Annotated in this window: 16 protein-coding genes; 9 read left to right on the top strand and 7 right to left on the bottom strand. The window is 69.1% G+C overall.

The features are described from left to right. Positions 1-132 precede the first annotated feature (132 nt). On the top strand, positions 133-1,593 hold the full coding sequence (locus BN11_RS14530; RefSeq protein ID WP_048698803.1) for an IS1380 family transposase: 1,461 nt from the start codon (positions 133-135) through the stop codon (positions 1,591-1,593). Between the two features lie 182 nt (positions 1,594-1,775). Here the strand turns inward: BN11_RS14530 and ychF are convergent, their stop codons facing one another. The 4 genes from ychF to BN11_RS14550 are packed head-to-tail and all read right to left on the bottom strand — an operon-like array spanning position 1,776 to position 6,209. Further along, positions 1,776-2,879 (bottom strand): redox-regulated ATPase YchF, encoded by a 1,104-nt coding sequence (ychF, locus tag BN11_RS14535; protein WP_048698806.1) that lies wholly within the window; start codon positions 2,877-2,879, stop codon positions 1,776-1,778. Positions 2,880-2,906: 27 nt separating this feature from the next. Further along, complete coding sequence (locus tag BN11_RS14540; protein ID WP_048698809.1) at positions 2,907-5,021, bottom strand: alpha-galactosidase; 2,115 nt, start codon at positions 5,019-5,021, stop codon at positions 2,907-2,909. A gap of 47 nt (positions 5,022-5,068) precedes the next feature. After that, complete coding sequence (locus tag BN11_RS14545) at positions 5,069-5,587, bottom strand: NUDIX domain-containing protein (RefSeq protein ID WP_048698811.1); 519 nt, start codon at positions 5,585-5,587, stop codon at positions 5,069-5,071. Next, positions 5,580-6,209: a hypothetical protein gene (locus BN11_RS14550; protein WP_048698813.1), complete on the bottom strand. Its 630-nt coding sequence runs from the start codon at positions 6,207-6,209 to the stop codon at positions 5,580-5,582. Before BN11_RS14550 ends, BN11_RS14545 begins: the two co-directional genes overlap by 8 nt. A gap of 81 nt (positions 6,210-6,290) precedes the next feature. On the opposite strand from BN11_RS14550, the gene BN11_RS14555 reads away from it, so the two are divergent. Genes BN11_RS14555 through BN11_RS14565 form a run of 3 tightly spaced genes read left to right on the top strand, consistent with a single transcriptional unit; the run spans position 6,291 to position 8,225 of the window. Continuing rightward, positions 6,291-7,481, top strand: coding sequence for a DNA recombination protein RmuC (locus tag BN11_RS14555; RefSeq protein ID WP_048701580.1), 1,191 nt, complete (start codon positions 6,291-6,293; stop codon positions 7,479-7,481). 31 nt (positions 7,482-7,512) lie between these two features. Then, the gene (locus BN11_RS14560) at positions 7,513-7,821 is read left to right on the top strand and encodes a FitA-like ribbon-helix-helix domain-containing protein (protein ID WP_201329272.1); all 309 of its coding nucleotides are present in this window, start codon (positions 7,513-7,515) and stop codon (positions 7,819-7,821) included. Continuing rightward, entirely contained in the window at positions 7,818-8,225 is a 408-nt protein-coding gene (locus BN11_RS14565; protein WP_048698815.1) for a type II toxin-antitoxin system VapC family toxin, read from the top strand. The genes BN11_RS14560 and BN11_RS14565 overlap by 4 nt, the downstream gene beginning before the upstream one ends. Positions 8,226-8,234: 9 nt before the next feature. On the opposite strand, the gene BN11_RS14570 is transcribed toward BN11_RS14565, so the two are convergent. After that, positions 8,235-9,272, bottom strand: coding sequence for a 4-hydroxy-3-methylbut-2-enyl diphosphate reductase (locus tag BN11_RS14570; protein ID WP_048698816.1), 1,038 nt, complete (start codon positions 9,270-9,272; stop codon positions 8,235-8,237). 44 nt (positions 9,273-9,316) lie between these two features. Between BN11_RS14570 and xseA the strand changes: the two genes are divergently transcribed. Then, the gene (gene xseA, locus BN11_RS14575) at positions 9,317-10,552 is read left to right on the top strand and encodes an exodeoxyribonuclease VII large subunit (RefSeq protein ID WP_048698819.1); all 1,236 of its coding nucleotides are present in this window, start codon (positions 9,317-9,319) and stop codon (positions 10,550-10,552) included. Between the two features lie 19 nt (positions 10,553-10,571). After that, on the top strand, positions 10,572-10,790 hold the full coding sequence (locus BN11_RS14580) for an exodeoxyribonuclease VII small subunit (RefSeq protein ID WP_048698821.1): 219 nt from the start codon (positions 10,572-10,574) through the stop codon (positions 10,788-10,790). 11 nt (positions 10,791-10,801) lie between these two features. Here the strand turns inward: BN11_RS14580 and BN11_RS14585 are convergent, their stop codons facing one another. Beyond that, positions 10,802-11,398 (bottom strand): DUF4245 domain-containing protein, encoded by a 597-nt coding sequence (locus BN11_RS14585; protein WP_048698824.1) that lies wholly within the window; start codon positions 11,396-11,398, stop codon positions 10,802-10,804. Between the two features lie 136 nt (positions 11,399-11,534). Here BN11_RS14585 and BN11_RS14590 point away from each other — a divergent pair, with 136 nt between their 5' ends. The 3 genes from BN11_RS14590 to BN11_RS14600 all read left to right on the top strand — a co-directional run bounded on the left by BN11_RS14590 (position 11,535) and on the right by BN11_RS14600 (position 14,874). Then, positions 11,535-12,449 carry a carbohydrate kinase family protein gene (locus tag BN11_RS14590; RefSeq protein WP_048698828.1) on the top strand — a complete coding sequence of 305 codons (915 nt, stop codon included), beginning with the start codon at positions 11,535-11,537 and terminating at the stop codon, positions 12,447-12,449. 31 nt (positions 12,450-12,480) lie between these two features. Continuing rightward, entirely contained in the window at positions 12,481-14,166 is a 1,686-nt protein-coding gene (locus BN11_RS14595; RefSeq protein ID WP_048698829.1) for a fumarate hydratase, read from the top strand. A gap of 96 nt (positions 14,167-14,262) precedes the next feature. Continuing rightward, positions 14,263-14,874, top strand: a complete 612-nt coding sequence (locus BN11_RS14600) for a carbonic anhydrase (protein WP_235435493.1) — start codon at positions 14,263-14,265, stop codon at positions 14,872-14,874. 8 nt (positions 14,875-14,882) lie between these two features. Here the strand turns inward: BN11_RS14600 and glmM are convergent. Further along, the coding region (glmM, locus tag BN11_RS14605; protein ID WP_053084123.1) for a phosphoglucosamine mutase at positions 14,883-16,120 on the bottom strand (1,238 nt) is incomplete at its 5' end.

Below are 16,120 nucleotides of genomic sequence, written 5' to 3' on the forward strand. Positions count from 1 at the left end.
AGCCTCGATCCACCGATCGACTTGGCGCGGTGTGGTGATCCGGCGCGTCGGAACATGAGAATGCCCCTGTGCTGAAACAGAATTGGAGTTCTTCAGGCTTCAGTTCCGTCTCGCGCAAGGGGCATCTCGTAGGTGAAACTCTCTCACACCCTGACCCGCACTTCTGCGGTGTTCGACGACCCGAATCTCGTGTCGTCCGCCGGCCTGGTCCCGGTACTGGCACTGGCCGACCGGGCAGGGCTGCGCCAGCTGGCGGATGAGCACCTGAGCGTGCCGACGGACAAAGGCGCGAACGCTGGGTCGAAGGTGGCCTCGCTCGTGGCCGGGATGGTCGCCGGCGCCGACAGCATCGATGACATGGCCCTGCTGCGCCACGGCGGGATGGGCCGGCTCTTCGCCAAGGCGTACGCGCCCTCGACGCTCGGCTCGTTCCTACGCACGTTCACCTTCGGGCACGTCCGGCAGCTCGATGCGGTCGCCGCACGGTTCCTGCTCGCGCTGTCTCGCCTGGCCGGGCTGACCCCACCGGTCCCGGCACCATTGCCCGCTGGCGACGAGGCGGGAGCGGGCGTCGGGTACGCGTTCGTCGACGTGGACGACACGATCATCGAGGTCCACGGCCACGCCAAGCAGGGCGCCGGGTTCGGCTACACCCGGGTCCGCGGCCTGAACGCGCTGATCGCCACCCTCACCACCGCCGGACACGCGCCCTTGGTCGTAGCGCAGCGGCTGCGCAAGGGCTCTTGTGGGTCGCCCCGCGGGGCGAAACGCCTGGTCGGTGACGCCGTGAAACAGGCCCGCCGCCTGCTCGGCGTGAAGGCGCCGGTCCTGGTCCGGATGGACTCGGCCTACTACGGCCGCGACGCCGTCCACGCGGCGATCACCGGCGGCGCGCACGTGTCCGTCACCGTGCGGGCAACCAGCCCGGTCAAGGCCGCGATCGCCGGCATCGATGACGGTGCGTGGACCACGATCGAGTACCCGGACGCGATCTTCGATGAGATGAGCGGGGCGTGGATCTCGAAGGCGGAGGTCGCCGAGATCGACTTCACCGCGTTCGCCTCCAAGAAGAAGGCCGACCAGGTCCCGGGCCGGCTGATCGTGCGCCGCATCCCCGACTTCAACGCCGACAAGAAGAAGGCGACCGGGCAGGACACCCTGTTCGACACCTGGCGCTTCCACGCGTTCTTCACCACCGTCCCGGCCCATGTGCTGGACACCGTCGCCGCCGACAAGACCCACCGCGGGCACGCGATCATCGAACAGGTCCACGCCGACCTCAAGGGCTCCGCGCTGGCGCACCTGCCCTCCGGGAAGTTCACCGCCAACGCCGCCTGGCTCGTGCTCGCGGTCATCGCGTTCAACCTCACCCGCGCCGCCACCACCCTGGCCTCCGGTGCGACACCCCAGACCTCGAAGCTGGCGAAGGCGACCAGCGCGACCGTGCGTCGCAAGCTGATCCACGTCCCGGCCCGGGTCGCGTCCTCCGCCCGGCGGATCACCCTGCACCTGCCCCAAGCGTGGCCCTGGCACCAGGCGTGGACCCGACTGTTCGACCGCGTCGCCGACCCCCCCGCCACCGCACCGCCCTGACCACCCAGCCGACGACGGCGCGACCCGAGCAACCCCGACGTGGAACACCCCGACAGCGAGGTCGGGCGATCACCCACGCCCCCGCTCGCCTCCTCAGCCCGAGACGACGATCAACCCCACGCCATCAGCCCATCGGTGGATCGAGGTGAAGGCGTGGTCGCGAATGAAATCGGTGAACACGTCTACTTCTTCCCGCCAGAGGCGAGCCCGCTGCGGAACTCGACGACGTCGCCGTCCTGCATCACGTAGTCCTTGCCCTCGAGGCGCGCCTTACCGGCGGACTTCACGGCGGACATCGACCCGAGCGCGTCGAGGTCGGCGAAGGAGACGACCTCGGCCTTGATGAAGCCCTTCTGGAAGTCGGTGTGGATGACCCCGGCGGCCTGCGGGGCGGTCCAGCCCTGGTGGATGGTCCAGGCCCGCGACTCCTTGGGGCCGGCCGTCAGATAGGTCTGCAGGCCGAGGGTGTGAAAGCCGGTGCGCGCCAACTGATCCAGGCCCGACTCCTCGGCACCGAAGCTCTGCAACAGCTCCAGGGCCTCCTCGTCCGACATCTCCATCAGGTCCATCTCGAGTTTGGCGTTGAGGAAGACCGCGTCCGCCGGCGCGACCAGCTCACGCAGCGAGGAGGCCAGCTCGGCGTCGGCGAGCTGGTCCTCGTCGAGGTTGAAGACGTAGATGAAGGGCTTGGTCGTCAGCAGCCCAAGCGACTGTGCGAGAACGGGATCCACCCCGGCGGCGGCGCCCGCGGCATACAGGGTCTTGCCCTCCTCCAGCACGCCCTGCGCGGCGAGCGCGGTGTCGAGCAGCGCCTTCTCCGCCTTCTTGGCCTTGACCTCTTTCTCCAGCCGCGGCACCGCCTTCTCCAGCGTCTGCAGGTCGGCCAGGATCAGCTCGGTCTCGATGACCTCGATGTCGTCCTTGGGCGAGACCTTGCCATCGACGTGCACCACGTCGTCATCAGCGAAGGCGCGCACGACCTGGCAGATCGCGTCCGCCTCGCGGATATTGGCGAGGAACTTGTTGCCCAGCCCCTCCCCCTCGCTCGCGCCCTTGACGATGCCGGCGATGTCGACGAAGGACACGGTCGCGGGCAGGATCCGCTCGGAGCCGAAGATCTCGGCGAGCCGGGCCAGGCGCGCATCGGGCAGCGGGACGACGCCCACATTCGGCTCGATGGTCGCGAACGGGTAGTTCGCGGCGAGCACATTGTTCTTGGTCAGGGCGTTGAAGAGGGTGGACTTGCCGACATTCGGCAGTCCGACAATCCCGATGGTGAGAGCCACAAGGACAGGAGTTTACCGGGGCGCTGCTCAGACTCTTTCCAGCTCGATGAGGATGGCCTGCTCGGGGTGCACATTCGGCAGCGACAGGCCGACGGTCATCAGGACCGACCCGCGGATGCGGGTGCCCGGGTGGTCCACCCACTCCGGCCAGGTCATCTGCTGGCAGGTCGGCAGCCCGCCGATCTCGGCGGGCCGGACCGCATACACCGCCTCGGGGTCGAGCCCGTCGAGCCGCACCGTGCCGGCGACCTCGGTGACATCGGTGGCGAGCTGGGCATAGGAGAAGACGGCGGCGCTGCGGTCGGGGGCGACGACGCCGTGGACGAGCGCATTCCGGTTCGGTGTGTCGGGGCGGACGACCTCGCCGGTATGCAGCAGGGTCCGGTGCTCCTTGTGCCACGCCACCGCACGCTGCAGCTGAGCCATCTCGCTCTCCCTGAGCTCGGCGACGTTCCACTCCACGCCCAGGTGCCAGAAGAGCGCGCTGGCCGCGCGCATCGCGAAGGAGGAGACCCGGCCGGTGGTATGGCTGTGTGGTCCCCCGATGTGGGCGCCGATCAGTTCGGGCGGGATCACCAGGGAGGTCCACAGGTTGATCTGTTGGCGCTCGATCGCGTCGATGGTGTCGGAGGCCCAGAGGCGGTCGGTGCGGGCGAGGATGCCAAGGTCGACGCGGCCGCCGCCGGAGGCGCAGGTCTCGAACTCCACGCCCGGGTGGCGCCGGCGCAGTTCGTCGAGGAGGGCATAGACGGCGAGGGTCTGCCCGCGCACCGCAGCGTGACCGTCGTGGGCGACGTCGATGAGGTCGCGGTTGTGGTCCCACTTGACGTAGGCGATCTCGTGGTCGCGAAGGAGGGCGTCGAGCCGGCCGAGGATGTGCTCGTAGCAGTCGGGGTTGGCGAGGTCGATGACCTGTTGCTTGCGCCACAGCGGCGGCTCGCGGCCGGGCACCTTGAGGACCCAATCGGGGTGTGCGCGAACGAGATCCGAGTCAGGGTTGGCCATCTCCGGCTCGACCCAGATGCCGAATTCCATCCCGCGGGAGCGGACGTGGTCGATCAGGGGCGTGAGCCCGTCGGGCCAAAGGTCTTCGGAGACAACCCAATCCCCGAGTCCCTGACCGTCGTGCCGGCGGGAGCCGAACCAGCCGTCGTCGAGGACGAAGCGCTCGATCCCGGCGTCGGCCGCCTTGTCCGCCAGGGCGGTGAGGACGTCGAGCCGGTGGTCGAAATAGACAGCCTCCCAGGTGTTGAGCAGAACCGGCCGGGGTGTCGTCGGGTGACTCGGCCGGGATCGGACATAACCGTGGAAGGCCGCGCTGACACCGTCCAGTCCGCGCTCGCTGTAGGCGGCGAAAAGCGTTGGCGCGCAGTAGCTTTCGCCGTCCTTGAGGATCACCTCGCCGGCCCCGAGCAGCTCCCCCGCGCCGAGCTGAGCGCGCCCGACGGGGCTGCGCTCGGCATACACGCGGGAGTCTCCCGACCAGGCAAGATGGATCGCCCACACCCGGCCGCGCCGGAAGGAGAAGCCGGGATCGCCGGCGCACAGAGCCAGCGGCCCGTCGTGCCCGGTGCGCCCGTGTCGCGACTCGCGCAGCCAGGTGCCCATGCCCAGGTCGAGGCGCTGCGGCGAGCGTTCCCGGCACCAGCGTCCGGTCAGGTCGAGCAGCTCGACCGCATCCATGGGCAGGGGCACGCTGGTCTCCAGCGCGTCCACGCGATAGGAGCCGGATCCCTGGTGGTGCAGCGTCGCGCCGATCTCCAACAACCCGTCCGGGTGCATCGTGTACTGGGTCTCGACGGCCAGCGCCGCACCGTCTGCCACCGCGACAATCCGTAGCGCGGTGTCGCTGGACTCGACTGCCCCGCAACGGAACTGGGGCGCGAAGCCGGTGCCATCGGCATACGACCCGGCGAGCGTGGGCCGCAGGCGCCAGCCGTCCACGGGCATGGGCAGCAGCCGCCGCGGCATCACCTCGTCGGTGGAGGAATGCGGGACGACCGGTCGCATGGCCGCGAGCAGCTCGGCCTCGGTGACCTCGTCCGGCAGCCGGGCACCCCAGTGCAGCACGATCGGCAGCGCGTCACCGTCGTTCACGGCGACGAAAGACGTTGTCGCACTGCGTAAGTGAATCAGGGACACGATGGTCTCCTCCGGGTCAACGGGTCAGGGGGTCAGCGGTTAGTGGGTCACGACCGGGATTCGCCGTTTTCGAGGTATGCCGTGCGGTCCGCCGCGAGGGCAGACCGGATGAGGCGCGCGGCATACGGCGCGGCATGCGCGTCGAGGTCGGCGGGCCCGACCCAGTGCACTGCGCTGATCTCGCGCCGCTGCAGCGTCATTCTGGCCTCGAGATCTGCCTGTGCCACACCGAGATCGAAGATGAAGGCGACAGCGTCGTCCCAGCCGCGATAGGGCGGCAGCCAGGACGTGGTGAGCAACTCTCCGACCGGCAGATCGACGCCGAGCTCTTCACGGCACTCCCGCGCGACACAGTGCGCAGGCGATTCGAACTTGTCGACGATGCCGCCAGGCAGATCCCACTCCTGTTTGTAGGTCAGCTGGCAGAGCAGGACCTCGCCCCGCTCGTTGCGCAGGATCCCCTGGGCGATGATCCGTTTCGTCGGCAACCGGTCGTTGAGAGTCTCGATGAACTTGCGCCGCTTGTCCTCGTCCCAGCGGATGTCGATGAGGGGCTTCTCAGCCATCGAGCAGGTCTCCCCCGTATGCCGCGAAGACATGACCGAGCACCGCGTCCGCGTTCTCGCGCAACACATCTCGCGGCGTGGGCGGCAGCAGGTCGTCCCAGAGGATGTTGAAGGTGCCGCGCACTTCGGGCATTCGAGCGGGACGTGCGATGAACCACACGTGGGCGTGCGCACCGCCGTCGCCGTAGCGGCCGATCTGGCACCGCCCAACGCTCGGCAGGCTCTCCATGCCCTGTGCGATGAGGACGCTGAGCACGCCGTACTCCGCCGCCCGTTCGCGAGAGAGATCGCCGAGGTCGCCGTGTTCGCGCGGCTCCAGGATGAGGATGAGCGGCGAGCCGGAGGGCGGTGCCTGGTTGATCTGCCAGAGCGCGTCGCGCCAGCGAACGGGCCAGTCGGGCGAGGGCGTCGCGCCGGGCGCGCAATGGCAGTCGGCCGGATCGTCGCCCTCCCGGGGCCGCTCCTCAGCGGCCAGCGGACCGATCGGTTTGACGGTCAGCTCGCCGTCGAAGGGGAAGCTCGCCCATGTCGTGTAGCCGTCCTCCGGTAGCGGAAACCGCCCGCCGGCCGTCCCCTGGGCCGCCAGGACGCGGGCGTGGAACTGCTCGATCGACTCCGGCACGGTCTCGAGGCTACCTGCCTCGCGACAGGGCGGGAGAGGAACTCGGCGAGGTTGTCGGACCTCGGTGGCATGGTGTGCGTCATGGACGGATGGGTCTGGGGCGTATGCGGTCTGATCGCCGGCGCACTGCTGGCGGGCGCGTTGGTTTGGGCTCGGTATGCCGGTCGCGCGGCCGCCGTGGTCACCGAGCGCGACCTGCTGCGCGAGCGCGTGGTCGACCTGGAGGCCTCGCTCGCCGAGGACTCCGAGACGGCGGCGCTGCTGGCGCCGTTGCGGGATGCGCTGGGCCGGGTGGAGCATCAGGTCGGGGTGCTCGAGCGCGACCGGGTGGAGCAGTTCGGCTCGCTGCGGGCGGTGATGGCGCGGGTCGAGGGCGAGACGCAGGATCTGGGGCGAGCGACGGCCTCGCTCGCGGGCTCGTTGCGCTCCTCGAGCGTGCGCGGGGCCTGGGGCGAAGTGCAGCTGCGACGGGTCTTGGAGGTGTCGGGGCTGCTGCCGCGCTGCGATCTCGACGAGCAGGTCAGCGCCATCTCACGGCACGGCCGGACGGTCCGGCCCGATGTGGTCGTGCGCCTGCCCGGAGACAAGGTGATCGTCATCGACGCCAAGGCGCCGATGGATGCCTTCCTCGACGCTCAGGCCGAGGATCTCGGCGATGACGAGCGGATCGGGTTGTTGCGCGATCACGCGGTCCGGCTGCAGCGGCACATCGACGCGCTGGCGGCCAAGGACTACTGGTCGGCCTTCACGGCGAGTCCCGAGATGGTGGTGTGCTTCGTCCCGAGCGACGCCATGCTCGCGGCCGCATTGGCCGCGCGGCCCGGGTTGCACGAGCACGCCCTGGCGCGCCGGGTGGCGTTGGTCGGGCCGGGATCATTGTTGGCGCTGCTGCGCACCGTCGCCTTCACCTGGCAGCAGGAGAGTGTGGCTTCCAGCGCCGGCGAGTTGCTGGAACTGGGCACCGAGCTCTATCGGCGGCTGGCCACCCTTGGCGGACACACGGCCAAGCTGGGTCGCAGCCTGACCAGCTCGGTCGAGGCCTACAACGCCATGGTCGGGGCGCTCGAGACGCGGGTACTGGTCACGGCCCGGCGGATGCAGCAGCTCGGCCTGGTGACCGACGAGATCCCCGAAGGGGCTGCCATCGAGACGGGCGCGCGGCCGATGACGGCTCAAGAACTCATCGACGCCGCCACGGCCGAAGACGCCCGCCCCGAGCTGGCGTTCGACGTCAACCGGCCGCCGAAAGTTCGGGACGCGAAAGCCGTTTGACATGCACATTGCATGTGGCCAGGCTGTAGGGGTGACAACCAGTCTTCAGGTGCGGGACGTCCCCGACGACGTGAGCCGGGTCCTCAAGGCGCGTGCGGCGCGGGCCGGCAAGTCGCTCAGTGAATACGTCTTGGGGGAACTCGTCGAAATGGCTCGACGGCCGACCTTGGCCGATGTGCTTGACGAGCTTGAATCACGTCCCGTGACGAGGTTGGACGTCAGCGCCGCCGACATGATCCGGGCGGGGCGGGACGAACGAGACCGCACGATCGCCGAGGCGTTGGATCGTGCGGACAGGCCGGCCGGCGCCCCCACGGCCAACGGGGATGACGTCCCATGACCGATGTCGTGATCGACGCCTCCGCACTCATCGAGCTGCTGCTGGCGACGGAGATCGGCGGCGCGGTCGGTGCCGAACTTCGCCGCCTTGAATGTCGCGTCTTGCACTCTCCCGGGCACGTCGTAGCGGAAGCGGTCCAGGGATTGCGCGGCATAGCGATGGGCCAGGCCGACCTTTGCGGGCCATGCGAGCGGGCGGCGACGCACCTGAGCGGATTGCCCATGAGGCTGTGGGACACCCGACCGTTGATTGCCCGCATGTGGCAGCTCCGGGCCAACATCTCCGCCTACGACGCCGCGTACCCAGCGTTGGCCGAGGTGACTGCCCTGCCCCTGATCACCACCGATCGACGGCTGGCGCGCGCAGTGCTGGGCTCCAGTCGATGCGAGGTTCTCGCGCTCTGAGCCGCCCGTTCAGTGAAGTGAGCCGGAGGCGACGAAGGAGCCGTCGTGGGTCATCTTGTCCGACATGCCCGCGGCCTTGAGGTCCCGGCGGATCTCGTTGGGCAGGGAGAACACCAACGACTCCTCGGCCGCGACGACGGGGCGCACGTCGGCATACCCGCGCTCGCCGAGGAAATCGAGCACGCCGCGCACGAGGACCTCGGGCACCGACGCCCCCGAAGTGACACCCACCGTGGCGACGCCGTCGAGCCAGGACTCGTCGATCTCCTCCGCATAGTCGACGAGATGGCCCGCCCGGGCGCCGTGCTCGAGGGCGACCTCGACGAGGCGCACGGAGTTGGAGGAGTTGCGGGAGCCGACGACGATCATCAGATCGCAGTCCGCGGCCATCTGCTTCACCGCCAGCTGACGGTTCTGCGTGGCGTAGCAGATGTCATCGCTCGGGGGGTCCTGCATGGCCGGGAAGCGTTCGCGCAGCAACCGCACGGTCTCCAGCGTCTCGTCCACCGAGAGGGTGGTCTGGGAGAGCCACACGACCTTCTCCGGGTCGCGGACGGTGACATTCGCGACGTCCTCGGGGCCGTCGACGAGCGTGATGTGCTCGGGTGCCTCGCCGGAGGTGCCGATGACCTCCTCGTGGCCCTCGTGCCCGATAAGAAGGATGTCGTAGTCCTCATTGGCGAAGCGCACCGCCTCGCGGTGCACCTTGGTCACCAGCGGGCAGGTGGCGTCGATGGTCTTGAGGCTGAGGGCCTGCGCCTCCTCGTGGACCACGGGCGCGACGCCGTGCGCGGAGAAGACGACCGTTGCGCCCTCGGGCACCTGCTCGGTCTCGTCGACGAAGATCGCGCCACGCTTCTCCAAGGTGGTCACCACGTGCTTGTTGTGCACGATCTGCTTGCGCACGTAGACCGGCGGGCCATAGAGCTCCAGCGCCTTCTCGACCGTCACCACGGCCCGATCCACGCCGGCGCAGTAGCCGCGCGGCGCTGCCAGGAGCACCCGCTTGACGGGCTCGTTCTCGGTCGGCTCGGGGGTGGAACGCATAAGGCCAGTCTAAGTTGTCGGGCCTGTCCCCTAATCTCTGCCACGTGAGCACTCAGCCATCGGCGCTGCCCGAACGAGCCGCCGAGACCACTCCGGAGCGGCCCTGGCCCGTGCGTCTGCTGAGCCTGAAGATCGGCGAATACATCGACAAGATGTCGGTGGTCTGGGTCGAAGGCCAAGTGGTCCAGCTCGACCGGCGGGCCGGCACGGCATACCTCACGCTGCGCGACACCGATGTCGACATGTCCTTCAATGTCGCGATCTCCACCAACGCCCTCGACGCCATGCCCCGCCCCCTCGGCCAGGGCGAGCGCGTCGTCGTCCAGGCCAAGCCGGCCTTCTGGGGCAAGCGCGGCTCCCTCACCCTCGACGCCCGCCAGATCCGCCCGGTCGGGATCGGCGAGTTGCTCGCCCGCCTCGAGTACCTCAAACGCACCCTCGCCGCCGAGGGCCTGTTCACCGCCGACCGCAAGAAGCCGCTGCCCTTCCTGCCCCACACGGTCGGGCTGATCACCGGGCGGGCGAGCGCGGCCGAACGGGATGTGGTCGAAAACGCCCGCCGCCGCTGGCCGGGCATCCCCTTCGAGATCCGCCCGGTGCCGGTGCAGGGCAGCGCCGCCGTGGAGGAGGTATGCCGCGCCCTCGCCGAGCTCGACGACCTCGCCCACGTCGAGGTCATCGTCATCGCCCGTGGCGGCGGCTCGGTCGAGGACCTGCTCGCCTTCAGCAACGAGGCGCTGGTGCGTGCGGTCGCCGGCGCCCGCACCCCGGTCGTCAGCGCCATCGGCCATGACATCGACACCCCGATCCTCGACCTCGTCGCCGACGTCCGCGCCTCCACCCCCACCCACGCCGCCAGCCTCGTCGTGCCCGACGCCGCCGAGATGCGCGCTCAACTCGACCTGACGACGCTGCGCCTGCGTCGCGCCATCGGCGACCGGCTGCAGCGCGAGCGCCGGCGCCTTGTCGAGCTGACGAGCCGGCCCGTGCTGACCGACCGCACCGCATACGTCCGCAGTCAGCGGATCGAGATCGCCACCATGCGCCGGCGCGGCCAGCTGCGCATCGAGGCGGCCATCACCCGCGAGCAGGACCGCGTGGAGCACCTGCGGCGGCAGGCGCGGATGCTCTCCCCGCAGGCGACGCTCGACCGCGGCTACGCCCTGGTGACCACCCCCGACGGCGAGGTCGTCACCGATCAGGACCAGGTCGACCTCGACGACCTGCTGCGCGTGCGAGTGGCGCGGGGCGACTTCGCGGTGCGCGCGACGGCGAGCTGACCTCATACAGTTATCGACCATGGCCGCCGACCAGACCGAGTTCCCTGACGTCGCCGAGTTCTCCTATGAGCAGGCCCGCGACGAACTGGTGGATGTCGTCGCCCGCCTCGAGGGCGGGCAGGTGGGGCTGGAGGAGAGTATGACGCTGTGGCGGCGCGGCGAGGCCCTGGCCGCGCACTGCACGGCCTGGCTCACCCAGGCCGAGGCGGCAGTGGCCGAGCAGAGCCAGGAGGGCTGAGGGGCGCAGCGTCAGGTCGCCGGCGACTCATACGGTTTGAGGTGATCGGCGAAGAGGGTGAGCTCCTCGAAGGTGCCGTCGCCGGTGATGATCGTGGTGAGGTCGCCCGGGCCCGGCGCGACGAGGCTGTTCTGGGTCTTGGCCTCCCGCACGTACTTCTGCCAGGTGCGCCCGCCCGCCTCGAGTGTCCCGCCCTCGGGGGCACGGTTGGTCTGTTGCGTGATCCAGGCCTCGGTCGCGTCCTTGGTCTGCTCGATGGCGATGTAGTGCCCATCGGGCGAGATGTACCCGAGATGCCACGTGCGCAGCTTGTCGGTCGAGGGGACGAACCGGACGGCGCTGGGGCGCCAGCCGTCGGGGAGCCCGGCCGGGGCCTCGATCGGCCAGCCGTACTCCTTGACGATGGGGGTCGCCACCCGCGAGATGTCGACATCGGGGCCGGACACCGAGTTGACCCGGGCCACCATGAAGAAGAGCAGCACCATCAGGCCACCGATGACCAGCAAAGAGCGCACCATATTGGCTGCCGAGCCCCGGGCATACATGCTCGCCTGGGATGCCGGCCCGCCCGAGGTCGCGGGGTCGCCCACATCCACCTGCTCGTTCATGGCCCTATCGTCGCCCACATCCGCAGGTTTGCGCGAAACCGTGTTGTGAAAGGCGCCGCTGACGCAGCCGCGGCGCGGCGATAGAGTCGACCTTGGACGGACCAACTGAACTGCGACGAAGGGGCCTGGGCGAGCCATGGACGGACAATTCCTGGTCATCGGGGAAGCCCTGATCGACATCGTCGCCCGGCACGCAGAGAACCCCGTCGAACATGTCGGCGGCTCGCCGGCCAATGTCGCCGTCGGCCTCGCCCGCCTCGACAATCGCGTCATCTTCGCCACCTGCCTCGGCGAGGACACCCGAGGCGACCGCATCCGCAAACACCTGCAGACCCGCGGCGTCTCCGTCCTCGACGGCGGCGACGAGCATCCCACCTCTACGGCCCAAGCCAATATCGACGCGGGTGGTGCCGCGACCTACGTCTTCGACCTGCATTGGGATCCGGGCCGCATCGAGATCGGCCCACGAGTCAGCCACATCCACACCGGGTCGATCGCCGCCGTCCTCGAGCCGGGCGGCACGGCGGTCGTCGACGCCCTCATGCGCGGGCGGGCGCAGGCGACCATCTCCTACGACCCGAACTTCCGCCCCTCGATCATGGGCGATGTGGCCGCGGCGACCGCTCGCATCGAGGAGATCATCGCGCTCAGCGATGTCGTGAAGGCCAGCAGCGACGACATGGCCCTGATGTATCCCGACCTGTCCATCGAGGGCGTGCTCAAGAAGTGGGGAGACCTCGGCCCGGCCGTCACCGTGGCCACCCTCGCCGAGGCCGGGGTGATGTATCGGATCACGCGCACGGGCGAAGTCTCGAGCCGGCCCGCGCCGCCGACACATGTCGTGGACACGGTCGGGGCCGGTGACTCGTTCATGTCCGGGCTGATCTCCGGCCTGAGCACCGCCGGCCTGATCGGCGGCGTCGACGCCCGAGGCCGTCTGGCCACCGCCGGCCCGGGCCAACTCGATCCCGCCATCGAGCGCGGCGCCCTCTGCGGGGCGATGACGGTATCTCGGGCCGGCGCTTACGCGCCGAGTCTTGACGAGCTGTGAGTTGAACAACGAAAGGTGATGTGCCACAACCATGCCCGATTTCGCATATGAGGACATGCTCCCGATCGGCGAGGACACCACGACCTATCGGCTGCTCACGAGCGACGGCGTCGAGGCGGTCACCGGACCGGACGGGACCGAGTTCCTCCGCGTCTCCGACGAGGCAATGCGGCTGCTGGCGGAGACGGCCATGCACGACATCGCTCACTATCTGCGGCCCGCGCACTTGGCCCAGCTGCGCAAGATCCTCGATGACCCCGACGCGTCCAACAACGACAAGTTCGTCGCCCTCGACCTGTTGAAGAACGCCAATATCTCGGCGGGCGGGGTGCTGCCGATGTGCCAGGACACCGGCACGGCCATCGTCATGGGCAAGCGCGGGCAGCGCGTCCTGACGACCGGTCCCGACGAAGCTGCGCTGTCCCACGGGGTTTTCGACGCCTACACGCGGTTGAACCTGCGCTACAGCCAGATGGCGCCCTTGACGATGTGGGAGGAGAAGAACACCGGGTCCAACCTGCCCGCACAGATCGAGCTCTACGCCGACACCGCGCCGGGGCACGAGACGACCTACAAGTTCCTCTTCATGGCCAAGGGTGGGGGCTCGGCCAACAAGTCCTTCCTGTTCCAGGAGACCAAGGCCGTCCTCAATCCCGATCGGCTGATGAGCTTCCTCGACGAGAAACTGCGCGGGCTCGGCACGGCCGCCTGCCCGCCATACCACCTCGCCATCGTCATCGGCGGCACCAGTGCCGAATTCGCTTTGAAGACAGCGAAATACGCGAGCGCAAAGTATCTCGACAACCTCCCCACCGAGGGGTCGATGACGGCGCACGGCTTCCGGGACCCGGAGTTGGAGGAGCAGGTTCTCGAGCTGACCCGGCAGTTCGGCATCGGGGCCCAGTTCGGCGGCAAGTACTTCTGCCACGATGTGCGAGTCGTCCGCCTGCCGCGCCACGGTGCGTCCCTTCCCGTGGCCGTCGCCGTGTCGTGCTCGGCCGATCGCCAGTGCCTGGCCAAGATCACCAAGGACGGGGTGTTCATCGAGCAACTCGAGACCGACCCGGCCGGCTATCTGCCCGAGCAGACACACGACTCGCTCGCCGACGGCGAAGACGCGGGTGATGTCGTGGCCATCGACCTCAACCGGCCGATGAGCGAGATCCTCGCCGAGCTGACGAAACACCCGGTCAAGACTCGGCTTTCGCTCACCGGTCCCCTCGTCGTGGCACGCGATATCGCCCACGCCAAGATCAAGGAACGGCTCGACGCCGGCGAGGAGATGCCGGCATACCTCAAGGACCACCCGGTCTATTACGCGGGCCCGGCCAAGACACCCGAGGGGATGCCGTCGGGCTCGTTCGGCCCGACGACCGCCGGCCGCATGGACTCCTACGTCGACCAGTTCCAGGCCGCCGGTGGCTCGATGGTCATGCTGGCCAAGGGCAACCGGAGCCAGCAGGTGACCGATGCCTGCCAGGCCCACGGCGGCTTCTATCTCGGCTCGATCGGCGGCCCGGCAGCCCGGCTGGCTCAGGACTGCATCAAGTCGGTCGAGGTGCTCGAGTATCCCGAGCTCGGCATGGAGGCCGTGTGGAAGATCGAGGTCGAGGACTTCCCGGCGTTCATCGTCGTCGACGACAAGGGCAACGACTTCTTCGCCTCGGTGACCAAGCCGGTGGCCTTCAGCATCGGCAAGCGGCCGGGCCTGGCTTGAGCGGCGAGACAGGAGTCGAGAATGCCAGTGTCACAGCGTCATAGGCCGCAGCCAGGGACCCGTCCGCGCACGCCCGAGGAGGCTTGGCACCATTTGATGGCCGGCAATGCCCGGTTCATGGCCGACGAACGCGCGCACCCCCATCAGGACATGGATGTGCGTCACCGGCTCGCCCAGAAGCAGGCACCCTTCGCGGTCTTCTTCGGTTGTGGCGACTCCCGCGTCGCAGCGGAGATCATCTTCGACCAGGGCCTCGGGGATCTGTTCGTGGTGCGCACCGCCGGTCACGTCGTCGACTTCAGCGTCCTGGGCTCCATCGAGTTCGGGGTCGGCAATCTCGGTTCACCCTTGATCGTCGTCCTGGGTCACGACTCGTGCGGCGCCGTCGCGGCCGCCATCGCCTCGGCCCGATCGGGCCAGATGCCCAAGGGCTATGTCCGTGACATCGTCGAGCGCGTGACACCGAGCGTCTTCGCCGTCGCCCAGCGCGGTGAGCTGACGCCGGAATCCGTTGAGCGCGAACATGTTCGGGTCACGTGCGAGTTGCTGTACGAGCGATCGATGATCATCCAGGACGCTGTCGACGCCGGGAGTTTGGCGATCGTGGGCTGTGAGTACCGGCTGGTCGATGGCGCGGCACATCTCGTGCACGTCATCGGTGACGTCGGCGATGAGGTGGAGGTCAGCGACGGCGACAGCCGGATCTGAGCTGCCGGTCAGCGGCCGAGGCTCTCCTTGACGACGCCGGCGAGGCGTTCGGCGACGGCCTGGGCCGCGGCGGGGGTGGCAGCCTCGACCATGACGCGCACCAGCGGTTCGGTCCCGGACTTGCGCAGCAGCACGCGTCCGGACCCCGCCAGCGCCGACTCCTCATCCGCTACCGCGGACTGCAGCCTCGGATCGGTATCGACCCGGCTGGCGTCCACGCCCTTGACGTTGATGAGCACCTGCGGCAGGCGGGTCATCACGCTGGCCAGTTCGGCGAGCGGCTTGCCTGTTTCGGCGACGCGCGCCGCGAGCATGAGGCCGGTCAGGACGCCGTCGCCGGTCGTCCCGTGGTCGAGCAGGATGACGTGGCCCGACTGCTCCCCGCCGAGGGAGAAGTCGTTCTCGCGCATGGCTTCCAGGACATAACGGTCGCCCACGCCGGTCTTGACGACGGTGATGCCGGCGCGGTCCATCGCCTGCAGCAGACCGAGGTTTGACATGACCGTGGCCACGAGGGTGTCCGCCTTGAGCGTGCCGCGCTGCTGCATGGCGAGCGCCAGGATCGCCATGATCTGGTCACCGTCGACCACCGTGCCCGTGTGGTCCACTGCGAGACAGCGATCGGCGTCGCCATCGTGCGCGATTCCGAGGTCGGCCTTGCGGTCGACGACGACGGCCTGGAGATGCTCGAGGTGCGTGGAGCCGTAGCCGTCGTTGATGTTCAGCCCGTCGGGAGCGGTGCCGATCTCGATGACGTCGGCGCCGGCCAGCCGGAAGACCTCGGGGGAAACAGCGCTGGCGGCCCCGTGCGCACCGTCGATGACGATGGTGAGCCCGTCGAGGCGGTTGGGCACGGCGGCGAGGAGGTGCGCGACATACCGTGCCTGTCCGGCCCGGTTGGTGTGGACGCGACCGACCTCGGCGCCGATCGGGCGGGTCCACTCTTGGTGGAGACGCTCAGCGATGTCGTCCTCGACGGCGTCCGGCAGCTTGTGCCCGCCGGCGGCGAAGAACTTGATCCCGTTGTCGGGCATGGCATTGTGCGACGCCGAGAGCATCACGCCGAAATGCGCGTCCATGTCGGCCGTCAGGAACGCGACGGCGGGAGTGGGCAGGACCCCGACGTCGTTGACGTCGACGCCCGCTGAAGCCAGCCCGGCGACGACCGCGGCGGAGAGGAACTCCCCCGAGGCGCGCGGGTCGCGGCCGACCACGGCCTTCGGCTTGCGGCCGGCGGCGCGCGCGG

Source organism: Nostocoides australiense Ben110 (genome assembly GCF_001050535.1).
Classification (GTDB): Bacteria; Actinomycetota; Actinomycetes; order Actinomycetales; family Dermatophilaceae; genus Nostocoides_A; species Nostocoides_A australiense.